The following is a 17,099-nucleotide window of genomic DNA, read 5'->3' as shown; positions in this document are numbered from 1 at the left end:
CGGCACACCGCGCGATTTCAAATGCAGTTTTTGATGCGGTTCTCCGCTAGCGAATTCGACGGCGCGAGTAAGTATCCTTGGAGTCATCAGCATGACGATCATCGCAGGCATCAAGATTCCCGACAGCGCGATGGCACGTGAGGCCACCGAGCTCATCCGCGACACAGAGTCAGAACTGCTTTTCCATCACTCGACTCGCGTCTTTCTTTTTGGCGCTCTGACAGGGGAGCGCAAGCAGCTGAAATACGATCCTGAACTTCTTTACATCGGTGCGATGTTCCATGACATCGGGCTCACAGCGCAATTTCGCACGTCCCAGAACCGGTTCGAGGTTGATAGCGCGAACGCCGCTCGGCGCTTCCTTCACAATCATCGCGTTCCCGAAGACAAAATCGATCTGGTATGGGACGCCATAGCGTTGCACACAACCCCCGGTATTCCGCAATTCAAAAAGCCTGTGGTTCAACTGGTGACGGCAGGCGTTGAAACGGACGTCCTCGGCTTTGCCTACGACGAATTCACCGAAGAGCAGCGCTTGCTGGTGGTCAACGCTCACCCTCGCGGAGAAGACTTCAAGGAGCAACTCATCGATGCGTTCAACGAGGGAATGAAGCATCGACCCGATTCGACCTTCGGTACGGTGAACGACGACGTCCTCGCGCTCAAGGACCCGAGTTTCCGCCGGATGAACTTCTGCAGCATCATCCTTGGCAACGCTTGGAACGACTCGCACTACGCTTGCATTTGTCAAGATCCCACGCATCAACATGTGTAGTTGCCGGTCGACCATCGTCCGCGCCGTCTTAGGTGGCATCGTATGACAACCGTGGGGCGATGTTGTAGCTATCACTCGCCGACGGGAATGCCGTGTGAATCTCCTCTTGAGAAGGACTTGGATCATGAAAATCGGTAGCTTTTCAAGCACGGCTTGCGCCGTGCTTCTTATTTCCATCTTATTGATCGTTCGAGCGGCTGAAGTGCGCGCCGCTGACCGGGCCCCTGCGCCCGACCTTCCAGTCCCCGAAGCGGCCGGCAGGCTTTCGGACGTCGCAATCCCCGACAGCAAGTTGACGCGCGACGCAGCGCGGTACATCCGCGATTCCGAGGGAGACTTTCTTTTCCAGCATTCAACACGGGTCTATTACTGGGCTGCCTTAGCAGCGCGACGAAGCGGCATACCTTACGACCCGCAGCTCCTGTACGTCGCGGCCATGTTTCATGATTTCGGCTTGACGGAGCGGTATTCCCAGAGCCATATGCGATACGAAGTCGACGGTGCCAACGCCGCGCGGGAATTCCTGCGAAGCCACGGAATTTCAGAAGCCCTCATCGAGCAAGTTTGGCTTGCCATTGCGCTACATACAACGAACGGTATCCCGGCGCAGGTATCGCCGCTGGCCGCACTCGTTGCTCAGGGAGCCAACATGGACCTAGTGGGCGCCGGCTACGACGGTTTCAGCTCCGACCAGCAGGACGCCGTCGAGACGGCCTATCCTCACCCGCCTGGCTTCGCTGAAGCATTCATGCGTGCTCTCTATGACAGCCTTAAGCATCGACCCGAGACCACCCAGGGAACCGGTTTGGCGGATGTAATGGCCTATGAAGATCCTCACTTCGTCCGTCGAGACTTCAGCGCTCTCATGCGCAACTCCCCGTGGGCCACAAGAAGATGATCGTCGAACTCGCGGTTGCGGTAGTCGGCCGCACAAAGAAAGCCGGACAGGTGTCGGATGTCTGAAGCATACCGGCCGTTGATGCGTCAATTGCCGCGTATCGTTGACTGTCTAACAACTGGCCGAACCCGGAACGGACTGGTCGCCCAACTTCCCTAGGCGACCCCTGGCCGACGGTCGGGCGGCGGTTAGGCTAACGGCCGTTAATAGATCATGATCGACCATTAGCTTGGCGCTAGCCTCGCGAACCATACGATGGCAGCCGGGTCTGATTCACCGACGCCTGATTTTCTTGGTCAGCGCCGCAGTCCGCCGCCCCAACCGCTCGCCCACCGAGCTCGCTCGCGTACGTGCAGTGTTTGCCGTGAATGCGCTCGACGGTCACTCGTGCCTTTGGGTAGCTAGCGGGGGTAGACTCAACCGCATCTGCGCCTGCCGATACGCTGAGACGAATTCCGGATCGCCATTTCGCACCCGAGCTAGCCAGTAACCAAGATCCTGCTGGCATTCCTCACTATCGATGTCCATGAAGCACCGCGACTGCGGAGGCATCCGCGTCGCCGCCCAGTAGAATGCGAAGATGGTTGCCTGGTCAGCAGGCGCGAGCCTCAATCTCGCCTTGTCCCCCTGCGACAACCAATCCTTTATGGCGGAAGACAGTGTCCCCTCACTCTCGTCCGGAGCATAAGCAAACACATGTTCGCCTCCTTCCCTGGCACTGCGCAAATCACTCGTTGCCACCGCAACAACAAAAGCAATCGTCCGTGAGTTCGGCTGCTCGCTCAGCGGCGCGGCCGATGCTCCGACCAGCCAGATGGAAAGAACGAGAATGAATGATGCAGCGGCATATCTGATCAAGGCCTTGCTCACGTGTGGGTGGATATAAGGCAACGGCCGAATCAAGACTGGAACTCGGCGTCTCACAGGTTCGGCTCACAGGGCTTATCTCGGAAACGTCATCGGCACAGACAAGCCCCTGCCGTCCAAGCCGTGAGAGAAGGTTAGCGCCGCCTCCAAAAAACTGGCAATACGGGCTAATATCGACAGGCCCAGGCCTGTGCCGCTCGCCAGGTCGATGCATCCCACTCCGGCAAGACGCCCGCCTTGAAGCCCGAGACATGGGCGGTGACCGCCGACACGCGCCCGACGATTTCCGGCCCGGCACGCGAGGAAACAGCGTACCGGCCCATTTGCGGCGTACCCGATGGGATGTCGGAATGGAAGACGCCACAGAAGGCGATGTCGATTTTTAGCTCGTGCGCGCCGGGTGCGCGGCCCAGCAATTTCCCTTGCGACTCATGCTTGAAACCACATGATGCCGCTCCAGCAAGGCCTAGTACTTATTGCTTGCATAACGGCTAGAACCAGCCCCCGACGCTGGCTGACGCTGCTGCAGCGCCCTGTTCAACGCCGACACGCCATTGACCTACCGACCACCCTGCACAAATGTTCCATCGGCCGGAGCTGGGACCGATGACAAGGCCGTTGCCGCTCCAGTTTTGAACAAGTATGTCGTCCGTCGGCTTCAAAGCCATTGCTGCCGTTTGAATGGCAGCCGTTTTCGATAGGGGAACGGCTCCTTGTGGCCGACAAGCGCACGCTCGCCGGCCACCGGCGATCACACTTCGGTTTGTTCAGCCATTTCGAGAGCATCGTCTACCTCGATCCCGAGGTATCGCACGGTGCTTTCGATTTTTGTATGGCCCAAGAGCAATTGAACCGCGCGCAAGTTCTTGGTGCGTCGATAGATCAACGACGCTTTCGTTCGTCGCATGGTGTGCGTCCCGTACGCGGTGTCATCGAGCCCGATTGACGCGACCCAACGATGAACGATGCGCGCATACTGGCGCGTCGACACGTGCGCTGAGGCATGCAGTCGACTTGGAAACAAATAGTCGGCAGGCTTCAATCCCCGCGCCGAAATCCAGGCAGAGACACTTTGACGAGTCTGCTCCGTGATTTCGAACTGCACGGGTCGATGCGTTTTCTGCTGCATGAAAGTCGCGCGAGCTACGACATGACCTCCCATGTAGACGTCCTGCACTTGCAAGCGCGTCAAATCGCACGCTCGAAGCTTACTGTCGATCGCAAGGTTGAACATCGCCAACTCGCGAGCGTTGGGCGACATCTGCAGCCTTGTTCGAATCGCCCAGATTTCCCGCAGCTTCAGCGGAGGCTTTTGGCCGGTTAGCCTTCCCTTATTCCACGGCACCCGACGAGTGCCGGAAGAATCAAGCGTTTCCATGACAAGCTCCTCTTCAACGAAGGGAGATCGATTGTGCGCTTTGCGGAACGGTCAAACTTCGACCCATAGCCGACGCGGCGTTGTCACGGATCCAAAGGCAGGTATCAAAGTGGAGCGGTCATCCAAGCGGCTTCTCAGTGTGACAGTAGCCGGATTTCGGGCTCTGGGGCCGACCCCAGTGCCAGTAGCCGCTGCGCGAATCAGTGGTGACGAGAAGCGAGCGCGCCCGGTGAATCGCCGATTGCCGCTGCCATGAGCTGCCAGTACGTCCCTCCAAGCGACGTCAAATCCACCGACGTATCGACGGGCAACTTTACGGTCCAGCGGCGCGAGCTTCGCACCGCGACGCCCACTCCTCCTCTACTGCCCGAAGTAGCCGGTTACCGGACAGGGCATAGAACATCCGCCGTGACAACGGACCGGCAGGGGCATCATCGAGGAAACGGCGCTTAAGACTCCGGTAAGGAAGGCCGCACAACATGGTCAATATCCACTGGGGGATCTCATGAGCAGATCGCTTCTTTCGTTGCGGCGTTTGCGCGCAGCTCTCTTGCTGATTTCGACCGCTACTGCAATGGCCACAGCCAACGCTGCTGCCCCTTCTGAACTTCTTGGTTCCTACCAGGCGCAGTCGGACGGTGCAGCGCCACTCCCTTCGCGGGGGCAGCTCTTCTTTAATTCTTCGCATGGTCATGAGTGGACTTGCGCCACGTGCCACGGCGCAATCCCCACACGGACGGGCAAGCATGCGGCCACGGGCAAGGCAATCACTCCCCTCGCTCCTGCGTTCAACCCGGAGCGATTCACCGACGCAGCGAAAACCGAGAAATGGTTTCGTCGCAATTGCAACGACGTGGTCGGACGGGAGTGCACCTCAGCCGAAAAGGCAGATCTGTTGGCGTGGCTCCTGACGCTGAAACCGTAAGCGACTTCACTCCTCGAACGAACCTCTTCCCGACAGGACCGTTTCCGATGCCATTCAATCTCGTGCCCCGTTCTATAGGAGTTTGGGTTGGCGCTTTGCTCACGTCACTGGCGGCTTCCAGCGTGACGGCCGATGTTGATGAGACGCGTAACCAGGTCAACCTCCTGCCGAAGTATCGGCAGGAATGCGCGTCGTGCCATATCGCCTACCCGCCGGGTATGTTGTCCGCAGGATCGTGGCAACGCATTCTGAGCAATATGTCCCACCATTTCGGCACCGATGCCTCGCTTGACGCTGACTCCCTCAAACAGATCTTCACGTGGCTTCCTGCGAATTCATCGGGAGACGGAGGCGCGCACGCGTCACCGCCCGAAGATCGCATTACCCGGTCGACGTGGTTTCGACAGGAACACGCAGAGGTATCCGCGGCTGTATGGAAACGTCCAGCAGTCAGGAGCGCATCGAACTGCGCCGCGTGCCATACCCATGCAGATCAAGGAAATTTCAATGAACACTTCATCCAGATTCCGCGATAACAACGCCGCGGGGGACGCCGACGACAGCCGTATCCTGGTCTGGGATGCGCCCGTACGCCTGTTTCACTGGCTGTTCGCAGCCTGCCTTGCCGGTGCATGGCTGACGGCGGAAAGCGAGCATTGGCGGCTCGTCCACGTCACGCTAGGTTATACGGCGGGCGGTCTCGTGATCTTTCGGCTAGGGTGGGGACTGATCGGAACGAAGTACGCCCGTTTCTCGAGCTTCGTTCGCGGACCCGCCCGCGCGTGGCAGTACGTCCTTGATCTCTTGCGTGGCCGCCCACAACGTCATGTCGGCCACAACCCGGCAGGCGCCGTAGTCATCGTCGCCATGCTAGCTTTGGCGTGCGTATTGACCATCACCGGTTGGGCGACCTATAACGATGCGGGCGGAACGTGGCTGGGTGAAGTGCACGAGGGCGTGGCCAATCTGATGCTAGCGCTGGTTGGGGTACACATAGCGGGTGTCGTCGTGAGTAGCTGGCTCCATCGGGAAAACCTTATCGGCGCGATGGTCAGCGGACACAAATCCGGACAACCCGATGAAGGCGTTCGACACGCATGGCGAAGTGTTGCCGCGCTGATGCTGCTAGCAGTGCTCGCGTTCTGGTGGTGGCAATGGCACGGTGCATCCATGTTGCCTTGTTCGGACATGATGTCGCTGCCGGGCATCAAAGGTTGTCCGAATGACAGCGGTGACTGACAAAACGGTTTTGTAAAATGAGGATACTGCTTATTGAAGACGATCCCTTGCTAGGCGATGGCGTTCGTGCCGGCCTTCGACAGGCAGGATTCCAGGTCGACTGGGTACGTGACGGCGCCGCCGCCGAGACCGAGTTGCGTAACGGTGTGTACGCGGCGGCCGTCCTTGATCTCGGGCTGCCGCGCAAGGATGGGATTGAAGTACTATCGTCGGTGCGTCGCGCTGGCGTGACCTTGCCGGTACTTGTGCTGACCGCACGCGACACCGTTCCTGACCGTGTCCGTGGACTGGACATCGGCGCCGACGATTACGTCGTCAAGCCCATTGACTTGCACGAACTCGCGGCTCGGCTACGGGCACTAGTACGTCGCGCGCACGGGGTGTCGCAGGAAGCCCTGCGCATTCAAAACGTCGCCCTCGAACCCGCGACGCGATGCGTCTACAGGAATGAGGAGCCGGTAACGCTTTCATCGCGCGAATTCGATCTGTTGCAGGCCCTCATGCTGAACGCGGGCCGTGTGCTGTCCCGTGAGCAACTCGAGCAAGCCATTTATGGTTGGGGACAGGAGGTGGAAAGCAACGCAGTGGAAGTGCACATTCATCGCCTTCGTACCAAGCTCGGCAGCGACCTGATCAAGACAGTTCGTGGCGTCGGCTATGTTTTCATGCTCGAGAACTCCGCCACTCGATGATTCTGCCGCGCTCACTACAAGGCCGTCTGCTGGTCCTGCTGATCGGCGTCGTGGTCGGCGTCTGGCTGATTACCGCGCTGTTCATCTGGCGCGACGCACGTAAGGAACTTGATGAACTGCTCGACAGTCATCTCGCTCAGGCCGCAGCGCTACTAGTCATCCGGCAAACTCAGTCGATTGACGACGATGACACCATCGATTCGCGCGTGCCCCACCCCTATGCTCCCAAGGTTGTTTTTCAGATATTTCATGACGGGCAAGCGGTGGTACGGTCTGCCAACGCACCGACCGAGCCCATGATCCCTGTGGATCGTCACATTGATAAAGGTTTCGCGACTGTGCAGATTAATGGGGAAGCTTGGCGCGTGTTTTCAATGCGCACGCTCAGAGAAGACACCCGCGTGTACGTCGGTGAGCGTGTCGATTCCCGCACCGCGATACTGCTCGCCGTATTGCGCGGCACGCTCTGGCCGATGGCCCTTGCCCTGCCGCTTTTCGGAATCGCAACTGGGTGGGCAGTGCGGCAAGGCGTCGCACCCCTCAAACGACTGGGTCGTACGCTCGCCCTGCGTGGCCCCGATGATCTTGCGCCTGTCGTAATGCCGCAAACGCCCGCCGAAATGTCCCCAGTACTCGATGCGCTCAATCAGCTCTTCGTCCGCATTCAGACTGTATGGGAGGCCGAGCGCCGTTTTACTGCGGATGCAGCCCACGAGTTGCGCACGCCGATCGCGGCGGTTCGAACGCAGGCCCAGGTCGCGCTGGCCGAAACGGATGACACGCTCCGCCAACACGCGTTGCGCGCTACCTTAGAAGGGTGTGACCGTGCCACACGTCTCGTGGACCAGTTGTTGGTCCTATCGCGACTCGAGTCTGGAGCGACACTCGAGCTGACGACCGTCGATCTCAGCGCGCTCGCGCAACGGGTGGTCGCAGAACTGGCGCCGAGGTCGCTCGCCAAGCGGCAGTCATTGGAATTCGACGGTGCGAAGTATTGCCATGTCTCAGGCGACGAAACGTTGCTCGCCGCTCTGGTGCGAAATCTCGTGGACAATGCCATCCGCTACGGCCCGCCCGGCGCATCGGTGCGAATCAAGACTGACACGAACCAAGACGGAGCCGTGCTGTCGGTCGAGGACAGCGGCCCGGGGCTCGCAGATGCGGATCGGTCGAGACTGGGCGACCGCTTCTTCCGCGTGTCGGGCACGGCCGAAAGCGGCAGCGGCCTGGGCTGGTCGATCGTGCAGCGAATCGCGGACCTTCACGCAGCAGCGATCAACGTGCGTCGGTCCAGCGATCTCGGGGGGCTCGAAGTCGAGGTCAGGTGGGACGCGGTCGGCATCTGATCCGAAGCCTGCACGCCGATTACACCTACTTCGAGCGATCACGGTCGATCCTCACCCGGACCGACGCAGGACTTCGCCTTCATCACGCAACCGAGCCGCTACGTCTCGATGACGCCGCGCGGCTCCTCGACGCTCAACTGTTCGTCCGGAGCACGCTTCGAAAGCGTGAGATAGCGCGGAGCATACCCGGCAGCGTTGCCCGAGCTGGTCGTGCGTACTGCCCCCCTTCCGTGCTGCTTCAGGCGAACGCGGCTTGATACGATTAGTTGGGCGATTTTCTTTAACGTCCTTCCTCTAACGAGTGAAACAATTCGTCTTCTTGTGCGCAATGCAGGCGCACGATTGCATCAAGTCCATACAGTAGACGCTGGAACTCGCTCAGGCCAGCGGCATCGGGACCCTGAGGTGGCACGTTCTCCGTCATTTGCCGGAGCAACCGGGTAACCCGAAAAATCTCGCGGTGAGTGGCGCTCATTGCCGCCAACGGATCCTCTCCGCCGACAAGACGTGCCACGCCTGGATACACCTCCAGATCGTCGCGCCGCTCATGCGGCACAAGCTGACCTTCTAGCATCTCGTTCACGAGCGCGAGCGCCCCCGCAACCGATGTAACTGGCATACGCGGCAACTTGTCCGCGAGTTCCCTGATTCGGTCCATCACCGGACCGAGCTCGAGGTGCTCGGTTTTGAGGTGGTCCGCATCACGATGGGAAAGCGAGCCGACAGTTTCCGTCGATCGTATTCGCAAGACTCGCAGCGCGTTTGCAATGACGGCGATATCGATGATCTCCTGGAGTATCGCGCCCAGCAGAGGCGGCAAAAATCCGAAGGCGGCGACAGCCATTGCTGCAAACGAAAGCGCCATCCCCGCCATCACGCTCTGCAAAGCGATTCGCCTCGTCTGGCGCGCCACTCGCACCCCCTCGACAAGCCTGTCCAGCCGATCGACCAGCAAGACGACGTCGGCTGCTTCTGACGATGCCGCGGCTCCTCGTGCCCCCATCGCAACGCCAACATCGGCGGCCGCGAGCGCGGGGGCGTCGTTGATGCCATCGCCGATCATGATGACCGTCCCTCCCCGACGCGCTGCCCGAATCGCCTCAAGCTTGTCTGACGGTGTCTGCTCTGGCATCACTTCGGTCACGCCGAGCATGGCGCCGACGGTCTCGGCCACGTCGCGACGGTCCCCCGTGAGCATGACGAAGCGTCCGATGCCTTCCCGTCGCAACAGCCGCAGGGCGCGGGGTGTCTCCAGGCGGATCTGATCGGCCATCTGGAGGGCGCCCATCATGGCGCCGTCCACGCCGACAAATACGGCGGAAGCGCCCTCATACGCCACGCGCTGAAGGAACGCTGCGCTCCACGGGGCTGGCGTTGCCAGCGACGACACAAAAGCAAACGAACCGATGGCGACGGTATGGCCTTCTACTTCGCCCTGCACGCCGGCACCGGGCTGCTCAACGACCTGGCGAGGTGCTGCAAGGACCAGATCGCGCTCGCGCGCGGCCGTTGTCACTGATTCCGAGATGACGTGGGCAGAGGCCTGACCGAGAGACGCAGCGAAGCGCAACACAGTCTCGGGTGAAGCGCCTGGGGCAGTTTCTATTGAAACGAGGCGTGCGTATCCGCCTGTCAGCGTTCCTGTTTTGTCGAAGAAAAGTACGCTGGCCCGCGCCAGCCTTTCCAGTGCCCCACCGCCTTTGACCAGCACCCCACGTCTGGCGCAGCGCGACATGCCGGAGACGACGGCCACAGGGACCGCAAGAATCAGCGGGCAAGGCGTGGCGACGACAAGTACTGCGAGAGCCCGAACCACGTCGCCGGTTGCGAGCCAGCTTCGTCCCGCAAGCACCAGTGCAGCGAGCACGAAAAGCAGCGCAAAACGGTCGGCAAGACGCGTTGCTGGACTCCGTTCATGCTGAGCGGACTCCACCATGCGGACGATCCCGGCAAACGTGCTGTCTCCGGCGCTCGCAGCAGCGATCATCTCGAACGCGGCTCCCACGTTGACGACACCACTACTCACCGATTCCCCCGGCGATCGCTGTCGGATGACGGACTCGCCGGTGAGCGTGGATTCGTCGAGTTGCGCGTGGCCTGCGAGCGAGCCGTCGACGGGAACGAACTCGCCATTTCGAACGAGCAGAGGATCGCCTGGACGCACGGTGTCCAATTCAACGCGGCGCCACTCACCGGCTTCGAATCGATTGGCCTGACGCGGAGCGCGACTCAAGAGCGCGGTCATTTCCCGACGCGCCCGCTGCTCTGCATATTGTTCGAGCGCCCGTCCACTCGCGACCATCAAAGCAATCACCGCGGCCGTCAGAAATTCGCTGAGACACAGAGCGAACCCGATCGCAAGCAGGGCCAGCACATCGACGCCCGCTTCTTGCCGCCGCAGCGCCTTCACAACGGATACCAATAGCGCGAGCAGGACGGGCAAGGTTCCAGCTGTCCAGAGGGCGTGCGCGACTGCGCCGTTGCCGGACATGACGAAGGGTAAGCCTGCAATAAGGCTTACCGCCGAGATCAGCAGCAGTGCAAAATCGGCTGAGTCTAACAGGCGTGACATGACGGGTTGATAGAAATGAGTCGAGATCCGACGCGGGACGAGTCTCTGCGGGTCAATTTGAACCGCGAGCAGAGTCAAAGTGTATGGACGCATCCCTTAAATTTGCTTGATCAGCATCAACTATCCCTCTCCACCGGATGGGATCCTTGCTGCGACCTGATTGATCCGTGTCAACCCTGGCGTCCCGTCGCACGAGCAAGCTCGAAAGAACGTCAATCGGCGGGGGTGCCATGTCGACGCTGGCAACGCTGTTCGTTGTCGTACTGCTGCTCAAGCTCGTGCCTGCGTTCGCGCCGCCCACATGGATAGCCATGTCCTGGGTCGGGTTCAATTATTCCAAGGGCAATCCATTCGTATTTGCCATCGTTGCCGCGAGCGCAGCAACCATTGGACGGCTGGTGCTGCCCAGGTCTTCGCGCTCCCTGGTGCGAGGACGGCTGATGCGCGAATCCGACCGGGAAAACATTGATGCGGTTGAAGTGTGGCTGAAGAAGCGCAGAAAGCTGACAGTTGGCGCCTTCTTCTTATATGCCCTGGGTCCGCTTCCTTTCAACTACCTGTTCATCGCGTATGGCCTGTCGGGGTTGCCACTCCGAGTCATCGGCGTCGGTTTCTTTGTCGGCCGTGCGATCAGCTATTCAGTCTGGGCTCATCTTGGACGGTTCGCTTCCGCGTTCGTCGATCCAGAGTCCGAGTTCGAAGGCGGATATCTGAGTGGCTACTTCATCATTACCCAGTTGACCCTGCTCACTCTCGTGTACTTGCTTATGAAGTTTGACTGGAAGATGCTGATTGAGCAACGCAAGCTAAGGTGGCGACGCCCTGTCAGCGGTCCGCCTGTCGCAGAGCACGGCCGGACCACGAAAGATTGAGCACATCGATACAAGGCGTCGATTGTTCATAGCGCTACCTCTCGAACCACCGAGATGGATCGCACCTAACACTCTGTTCAAACCGAGCATTCTTCGGTGGCGGACAAGATCAAGAATACTCAAAGATGCAACGAGCGGCTGCGAGATCATGCGACGCGAAACTGAGTGTCGGCGTAAGTCGCTCGATGGGGCTCCAATTGATTGCAACTCGATGCCGTTTAGTCGGCCATACGTTGACGTGCATCAGAGCTCGACATGCGCGCGGTCATAGGCTGGCTGAAACACCAAGTACGACCGTCCACGGGACTTCGTCTTCGCCACCAGAACAATTTCAGGAGATGTGTCATGGCACGCAGCCTTGTCCTTGTTTCGAATGTGGCAACCGCACTTGCCATTTTCCTGTCCTCGCTCGCTCATGGCGAGCAATTGGCGAGAATCTCGACGCATTCACAGCGCTACGGTGGTCAAATCGACATCTCCGCTTATAACGATCCCCTTTTGAAGGGCGTCGCCTGCTACGTTTCAAGATCACACGACGCAAATGCCCTGGGTGGAAACTCTCCGCCGACGCGTACGCCTGACGTGCAGGCTTCATGTCATCAAGTAGGCAAGCTGACGATGCCAAGCCAGGTCCCCAAACAGGCGCAGGTGTTCGACGAGTCCGTGGATCCAATCTTCAGGGTCGTTCACGTATTCCGGATTCTCGATCCGAGCAGGCTAACGGTGCTGTATTTCAGTTACACGGAAAGTGAACTCGCAGGGGACCTGCCTGGTCATGTTGACGTGATCCGATTGCCTATACGCGGCCGGCAAACCGCGGAATAAGAGATGGCCATCCATTCGTTCACGTTGCCGAGGAATGCGCCCAGGTCTCGGCTGCACTTCGATCACACGAGCGCGCCTGTATGTTCCGGCGAACATCGCGTCGGCCCCTTCTCCCTGGAGGGCCCGTTCTCTCCGTCAACATTCTGCCCGGTCTGTTTCCGCACGGGGCACCCCTGTTGCGCGCCAACCCCGCTCGACCGCGTTCCTGCCATCCGCGACAGAGAATTGCTAGACTGGGCGGTTCCCGAATGCCCACTCGAGCAGCTAAAGGTTCTCGGTGGTAAGTAAGCGGACGCGCCAATACAGATATCGCTCCCTACACATCCTCTTAATTTAAATAGAAACTTGGCCAAGCAGATGTGGAAGCAACGCTGCAAAACAAGAAGCAGCTGTTCAAAGTGCGCAGTCATGGCGGCTTCACGCTGGTCGAAATCATGGTCGTGATCGCGATTCTTGGCATTCTCGCCGCACTGATCGTGCCGAAGGTCATGAGCCGTCCGGACGAGGCGCGCCGCGTCGCCGCGCACCAAGAGATCGGTACCATCATGCAGGCGCTCAAGCTGTATCGCCTGGATAACGGCCGGTATCCGACGCAGGAGCAGGGGTTGCGCTCGCTGATCAAAAAGCCATCAACCGATCCGGTGCCGAACAACTGGAGGGACGGCGGCTATCTGGCGCACCTGCCAAACGATCCGTGGGGCGGCCAGTATCAGTATCTGAATCCGGGCGTGCACGGCGAAATCGACGTGTTCAGCTATGGAGCGGACACCAAAGCAGGTGGCGAAGGCAACGATTCCGACGTCGGCTCCTGGGAGTAAACTTAGCAATGCGAAGCCGAAATTCGGCCGGAACGACTGTGGAAATGGCGGATGGTGAGTCGGCTGGATTTCCTTGTACAGCTGAACCGCATCAATGAACCGTTCGCGGCACCTCGAACGCGGCTTACGTGGTGGTCAAACGCCGTCGGAGCAGTCGTTCGAGTCGAAAGACGCCTGATTGGAGTGGCGCAGTCATCCGCCGGCCTCCGCCTGACTTCTCAGAAAAAATCTGCTGGCTGTTCGCTCGGACAAACTTTTCGGCGTCAATGTGAATCAAGGTCTCAGTCTAACGAGCCCAATTAACGCGGCTGCACACTATGCCAGACGGTGTTGAGACCGTCGCCGGCGCGATCGCCGGGCTTCTTGTCCATCAACCCGCGATAGAGCGGTTTGCCGTCATACGTCCACTGGCGCTCGCCGGTGGCAGTATCGACCAGCCCAAGTTTTCCATTTGGCGAGTCACCCGGGCTCGCCAGTGCGGGCGGGAAGTTTCTCGCGCAGTCGCCCTCGCAGGCATTGGCATCCGGCGCACCTTGCCCGCTAAACGAATAGAGCGTCATGCCGTGTTCATCGACGATTCGGCCGTTGTTCACTCGAGGTGATGCCGCGCTCGCCGAGACGGCGGCAGCCAGCGTAACCAATCCGACTAGGGCTTTCATGTCGATTCTCCGGTTGGTTAAATTGAACCTTTGTTACTGCGGCGCCAAGATCCGCAGCATCGGTCGTCCTTCGACACTCTTTAGCGGGAAGTACGAGTAATGCGTTTTGGCGTCGACGTAAACCACGTGAGCGTTCGGCCCTACCTGTCCATCAGCCAGATGCCGAACGCCTTTCGCATCCGCCTCGAATATCGAGGTCATGCCTTGTTCGCCCGCAACGTACACCGTGTGACTCGATGAATCGAATGCGAGAACGTCCGGATCAGCACCAACGTCGAAGGATTGCGAAACGCGCTTCGTCTGCAGATCCAGCACCAGCATCCGGTCGTTACCTTCGCACGCAATGAATCCGAGGCGAAGGTTTGGCACGATCAACAGGCCGTGATTGCCCTTGGCACCTGGCAAGTCAATGCGCGCGACGATGGCATCCTTTGTGGGATCGATTTCAATGAGTTGCTGCCGCGTCTGGACGTTCACGAAGACGTGGTGCGAGACGGAATCGTATTGCGTGTTACCGACCTCACCACCCAGCGCAATGGTGGCGACGCGTCGGGTCGTTGTTGTGTCGATGACCGTCTCGGTCTTTCCTGTCTCATCAGAGACGTAGAGCTTGTGAACCTCGGGGGCGTAAGCCATCCCGTCCGGATAGCTGCCGCCCGGCATTCGCGCCACGACTTTCAGTGTCTTCTCATCGATGGCCACGATCTCATTGGTCCCGGTCGCCGATGCGAACACTCGACCCAGCTCCGGGACGACGAGCACGCCATGCACCTGTGCAACATCGGGAATCGTCGCGACGACACGGTTGGCATCGGTGTCGAAGACGACCACTTCCCCGTCACCAAGATGGGCGATGAACAGTAGATGGCGCGCGGGGTCCGCGCTTTCATAGTCGAAGCGAGTCGCACGACCGGACAGCGGCACGTCCGCAATATGACGGAGCGGCAGCTTAGTCGGCACGGAATTGCTCGACGCCGCAATCGCAATCGGCGCGACTGGCGCATAAAGCGATACCGACACAACGGCAAGAATCGTGATCACTCGAACCAACCGTGCCCATCTGTGGACGTTCATCGACATGCTCATGCGCTTTCTCCACGGGGCGGCACGCGACGAAACGCACCGAGCAACGCCAGGTCGTACGCGATCTTGAGCACGCCGCACGCGACCAAAGGCGCGCCCAACCAGCCGAATCCGATCAGGCCGCCCGCGAGGGTTGGGGCCACTGCCGCGGCCAGACTGCGCGGCACGGCTGTGAAGCTCGCAGCTGCGGCGCGCTCAGCGGGCGTGACGACCGCCATCACGTATGCGCTGCGAGTGGGCACATCGAGTTGCGACAACGCGCTTCGCATCAGCAACATGAGCAACGCAACCGGCAAGGACGAGGCAAACGCTGCTGCGATCAGGCATAGGCTTGACGGCATGTGCGTGAAGACCATTGTGTTGAGCAAGCCGATCCTGCGCGCTAGTGGCGCTGCTGCGAGTTGCGAGGCTGCGCTGAGTAAGCCCGTGCAGAAGAAGAACTGTCCAGCTGTGGTAATGGACAGATCGAAGCGCGTAATCAGCCACAGAGTAAGAAGCGCATTCACGACCAGCCCTCCGGCGAAGGCGTCGACGCTAAAGAGCAACGCAAGGCGCGTCACCACGCTACGTGATGGGCCCAACGGAGCGTGCTGTGCCGTGGAAACGGATCGTTGAGCCGACATCTGTAGATACAACAAAGCAATCGCCACGCCGGCCAACGCGTAGATCACGAACATCCCTCGCATGGCAGTGAGTGCGGGGATGCCGAAACGCGAATTGATCCAGTCTGGCGTGCCCGCGAGCAGCGCGCCGAGTGCGCCCGAGACGGCGCCCATGAAGCTGTAGCGTGCGAAGAGCGCGGTTCGGACATGCCCCGATGAGGATTCAGCCAAACAGGCATGCTCAATCGGCAGAAACAAGCTCACATCGCCGGCAACACGCATGAATTCGCGCACGCGAATGACATCAAGCGGCGCTTTGCGAACAAGGATGTCACCACGGGACAGATCATCATGTTCGGCCTGACCGGCGGACTCGTACCATGTCCGGCGTCGATCACTGTCCTCTTGCTTTGTCTTCAGTTGAAACAATTCGTGCTCGGAGCAGGTCTCGTCGTGTGTTTTAGCATCGGGCTGGCGCTCACGATGGTCGCGTCTGGAACGATTGCGGCGCTGAGCGTGAAACAGGTATCGAAGAAGTGGAGCGGGTTCGGCGATTTCGCGAGGAAGGCGCCGCATTTCTCGAGCGCTCTGATACTGATCGTCGGCTTCTACATGGCTTACCAGGGTGCCTCTGCATTGAATTGGGTGTGACCTCTGCCCCTCACCCATCCAAACTTCAACACGTGACTCGAATGGCTCGTTTGAACTTATCTCAGCCATTCGAGCGGCAGAGCTTCGTCCTCGCGGAACGGCAGATACTGGCCGGACTCAGACGTTGCTCTGCAGCTCGCCGCCCAGCCCTGCCGAACTTGCCTTCGCCGGTGACACAATTGATTCGCTCCGGGAAGCCGTTGCCTTGCAAGGCTCAGCGGGCACGGGCCTGCGTTCTACGGCGAGTTGACAGGTTTATTGCGCAAAAGTGACAGATTATTACGGTCTACGGAACAACAGCGCGAAGGTCGCCGAGCCGATCAGATACCCCAGATTCAGCGACATGGACCCCGATCGCCGCCCGTTTCGCCGAGCGTCGTCGCGGCAATCTCGACGATCCAGAAGAACAGCGTATGTCCAGAACTCTGGATTCACCTTTCATTAGGATACGTTTCGGTTTCAAGTGTTGCAGTATTCTTGGAGCGACTCGGCGTTACGTCGACAAGTTCGCGCGGTCCTCCCGCGCGGCGCACGCGCTCGGCGACGAGCCACGATGCAAGCGCCAGGCCGCCCGACAGCACTTCGCGCATGCGCTTGACGAGCGCGAGCGACAGCGCCGCCTCCGTGCCGATGCCGGCGAGCTGGCTCGTCAGCACGATGGCGGCATCCTGCACGCCGACGCCGAGCGGCACGAAAAAGGCCACATGCCGCGCAATTTGCGCGACGGCTTCGATGGCGACGGCATCGGAGAACGTCACGGGCACGCCCATCACCCAGAGCGCGAAGAAGTTCTCGATGGCGCCCGCGGCCTGCCCCGCGAGTTGCCACGCGAGCGCGGCGAGCCACGCGCGAGGACGTTGCGCCAGCGCGCGCAAGGCGGCGTCGAGCCGTCGCGAA

17 protein-coding genes and 2 pseudogenes are annotated in these 17,099 nt (G+C 59.9%); 11 read left to right on the top strand and 8 right to left on the bottom strand.

All coding sequences use genetic code 11. The annotated features are described in order from the left end of the window. Positions 1-91: 91 nt before the first annotated feature. Both BG60_RS31590 and BG60_RS31585 read left to right on the top strand, forming a co-directional pair. Entirely contained in the window at positions 92-775 is a 684-nt protein-coding gene (locus tag BG60_RS31590) for an HD domain-containing protein (protein WP_008344479.1), read from the top strand. Between the two features lie 124 nt (positions 776-899). Beyond that, positions 900-1,673, top strand: coding sequence for an HD domain-containing protein (locus BG60_RS31585; RefSeq protein ID WP_008344480.1), 774 nt, complete (start codon positions 900-902; stop codon positions 1,671-1,673). A 381-nt stretch (positions 1,674-2,054) separates the two neighbouring features. On the opposite strand, the gene BG60_RS31580 is transcribed toward BG60_RS31585, so the two are convergent. The 3 genes from BG60_RS31580 to BG60_RS31575 form a co-directional block, all read right to left on the bottom strand. Then, positions 2,055-2,543, bottom strand: a complete 489-nt coding sequence (locus BG60_RS31580) for a hypothetical protein (RefSeq protein WP_051078919.1) — start codon at positions 2,541-2,543, stop codon at positions 2,055-2,057. A 164-nt stretch (positions 2,544-2,707) separates the two neighbouring features. Continuing rightward, entirely contained in the window at positions 2,708-2,956 is a 249-nt protein-coding gene (locus tag BG60_RS37420; RefSeq protein ID WP_035473209.1) for an alcohol dehydrogenase catalytic domain-containing protein, read from the bottom strand. Positions 2,957-3,291: 335 nt separating this feature from the next. Next, positions 3,292-3,918 (bottom strand): tyrosine-type recombinase/integrase, encoded by a 627-nt coding sequence (locus tag BG60_RS31575; protein ID WP_008344483.1) that lies wholly within the window; start codon positions 3,916-3,918, stop codon positions 3,292-3,294. 505 nt (positions 3,919-4,423) lie between these two features. Here BG60_RS31575 and BG60_RS31570 point away from each other — a divergent pair. The 5 genes from BG60_RS31570 to BG60_RS31555 are packed head-to-tail and all read left to right on the top strand — an operon-like array spanning position 4,424 to position 8,120. Continuing rightward, on the top strand, positions 4,424-4,843 hold the full coding sequence (locus BG60_RS31570) for a DUF1924 domain-containing protein (protein ID WP_008344485.1): 420 nt from the start codon (positions 4,424-4,426) through the stop codon (positions 4,841-4,843). Between the two features lie 47 nt (positions 4,844-4,890). After that, positions 4,891-5,379, top strand: a complete 489-nt coding sequence (locus tag BG60_RS37415; protein WP_008344487.1) for a diheme cytochrome c — start codon at positions 4,891-4,893, stop codon at positions 5,377-5,379. After that, positions 5,351-6,082: a cytochrome b/b6 domain-containing protein gene (locus BG60_RS31565; protein WP_051078920.1), complete on the top strand. Its 732-nt coding sequence runs from the start codon at positions 5,351-5,353 to the stop codon at positions 6,080-6,082. The genes BG60_RS37415 and BG60_RS31565 overlap by 29 nt, the downstream gene beginning before the upstream one ends. Before the next feature lie 17 nt (positions 6,083-6,099). Then, positions 6,100-6,774 (top strand): winged helix-turn-helix domain-containing protein, encoded by a 675-nt coding sequence (locus BG60_RS31560; protein WP_008344491.1) that lies wholly within the window; start codon positions 6,100-6,102, stop codon positions 6,772-6,774. Next, positions 6,771-8,120, top strand: a complete 1,350-nt coding sequence (locus BG60_RS31555) for an ATP-binding protein (protein ID WP_008344493.1) — start codon at positions 6,771-6,773, stop codon at positions 8,118-8,120. Before BG60_RS31560 ends, BG60_RS31555 begins: the two co-directional genes overlap by 4 nt. Positions 8,121-8,400: 280 nt before the next feature. On the opposite strand, the gene BG60_RS31550 is transcribed toward BG60_RS31555, so the two are convergent. Next, positions 8,401-10,692 (bottom strand): heavy metal translocating P-type ATPase, encoded by a 2,292-nt coding sequence (locus BG60_RS31550; protein WP_033537000.1) that lies wholly within the window; start codon positions 10,690-10,692, stop codon positions 8,401-8,403. Positions 10,693-10,922: 230 nt separating this feature from the next. Here BG60_RS31550 and BG60_RS31545 point away from each other — a divergent pair, with 230 nt between their 5' ends. The 3 genes from BG60_RS31545 to gspG all read left to right on the top strand — a co-directional run bounded on the left by BG60_RS31545 (position 10,923) and on the right by gspG (position 13,207). Next, positions 10,923-11,564 carry an SNARE-associated domain-containing protein gene (locus BG60_RS31545; protein ID WP_008344504.1) on the top strand — a complete coding sequence of 214 codons (642 nt, stop codon included), beginning with the start codon at positions 10,923-10,925 and terminating at the stop codon, positions 11,562-11,564. A 345-nt stretch (positions 11,565-11,909) separates the two neighbouring features. Continuing rightward, positions 11,910-12,389, top strand: coding sequence for a CreA family protein (locus BG60_RS31540; protein WP_008344506.1), 480 nt, complete (start codon positions 11,910-11,912; stop codon positions 12,387-12,389). Positions 12,390-12,787: 398 nt separating this feature from the next. Then, positions 12,788-13,207 carry a type II secretion system major pseudopilin GspG gene (gspG, locus tag BG60_RS31535; RefSeq protein WP_033536999.1) on the top strand — a complete coding sequence of 140 codons (420 nt, stop codon included), beginning with the start codon at positions 12,788-12,790 and terminating at the stop codon, positions 13,205-13,207. Between the two features lie 299 nt (positions 13,208-13,506). On the opposite strand, the gene BG60_RS31530 is transcribed toward gspG, so the two are convergent. The 3 genes and pseudogenes from BG60_RS31530 to BG60_RS31520 all read right to left on the bottom strand — a co-directional run. Continuing rightward, the gene (locus BG60_RS31530) at positions 13,507-13,866 is read right to left on the bottom strand and encodes a COG4315 family predicted lipoprotein (RefSeq protein ID WP_008344511.1); all 360 of its coding nucleotides are present in this window, start codon (positions 13,864-13,866) and stop codon (positions 13,507-13,509) included. 33 nt (positions 13,867-13,899) lie between these two features. Next, entirely contained in the window at positions 13,900-14,952 is a 1,053-nt protein-coding gene (locus tag BG60_RS31525; protein ID WP_008344513.1) for a YncE family protein, read from the bottom strand. Then, positions 14,949-15,824 (bottom strand): annotated as a pseudogene (locus BG60_RS31520) (MFS transporter); the annotation flags it as partial. The gene BG60_RS31525 and the pseudogene BG60_RS31520, both read right to left, overlap by 4 nt. Between BG60_RS31520 and BG60_RS31515 the strand changes: the two are divergent. Next, positions 15,825-16,202, top strand: a pseudogene (locus BG60_RS31515) (nickel/cobalt efflux transporter); the annotation flags it as partial. 431 nt (positions 16,203-16,633) lie between these two features. On the opposite strand, the gene BG60_RS31510 reads toward BG60_RS31515, so the two are convergent. Then, positions 16,634-17,099 (bottom strand): lysylphosphatidylglycerol synthase transmembrane domain-containing protein (locus BG60_RS31510; protein WP_034473955.1); only part of this gene is annotated, 466 nt, incomplete at its 5' end.

It is taken from the genome of Caballeronia zhejiangensis (genome assembly GCF_000698575.1).
GTDB classification, from domain to species: Bacteria; Pseudomonadota; Gammaproteobacteria; order Burkholderiales; family Burkholderiaceae; genus Caballeronia; species Caballeronia zhejiangensis.
The sequence above is the reverse complement of the archived record's forward strand: the minus strand, read 5'-3'. Positions and strand labels throughout refer to the sequence as shown.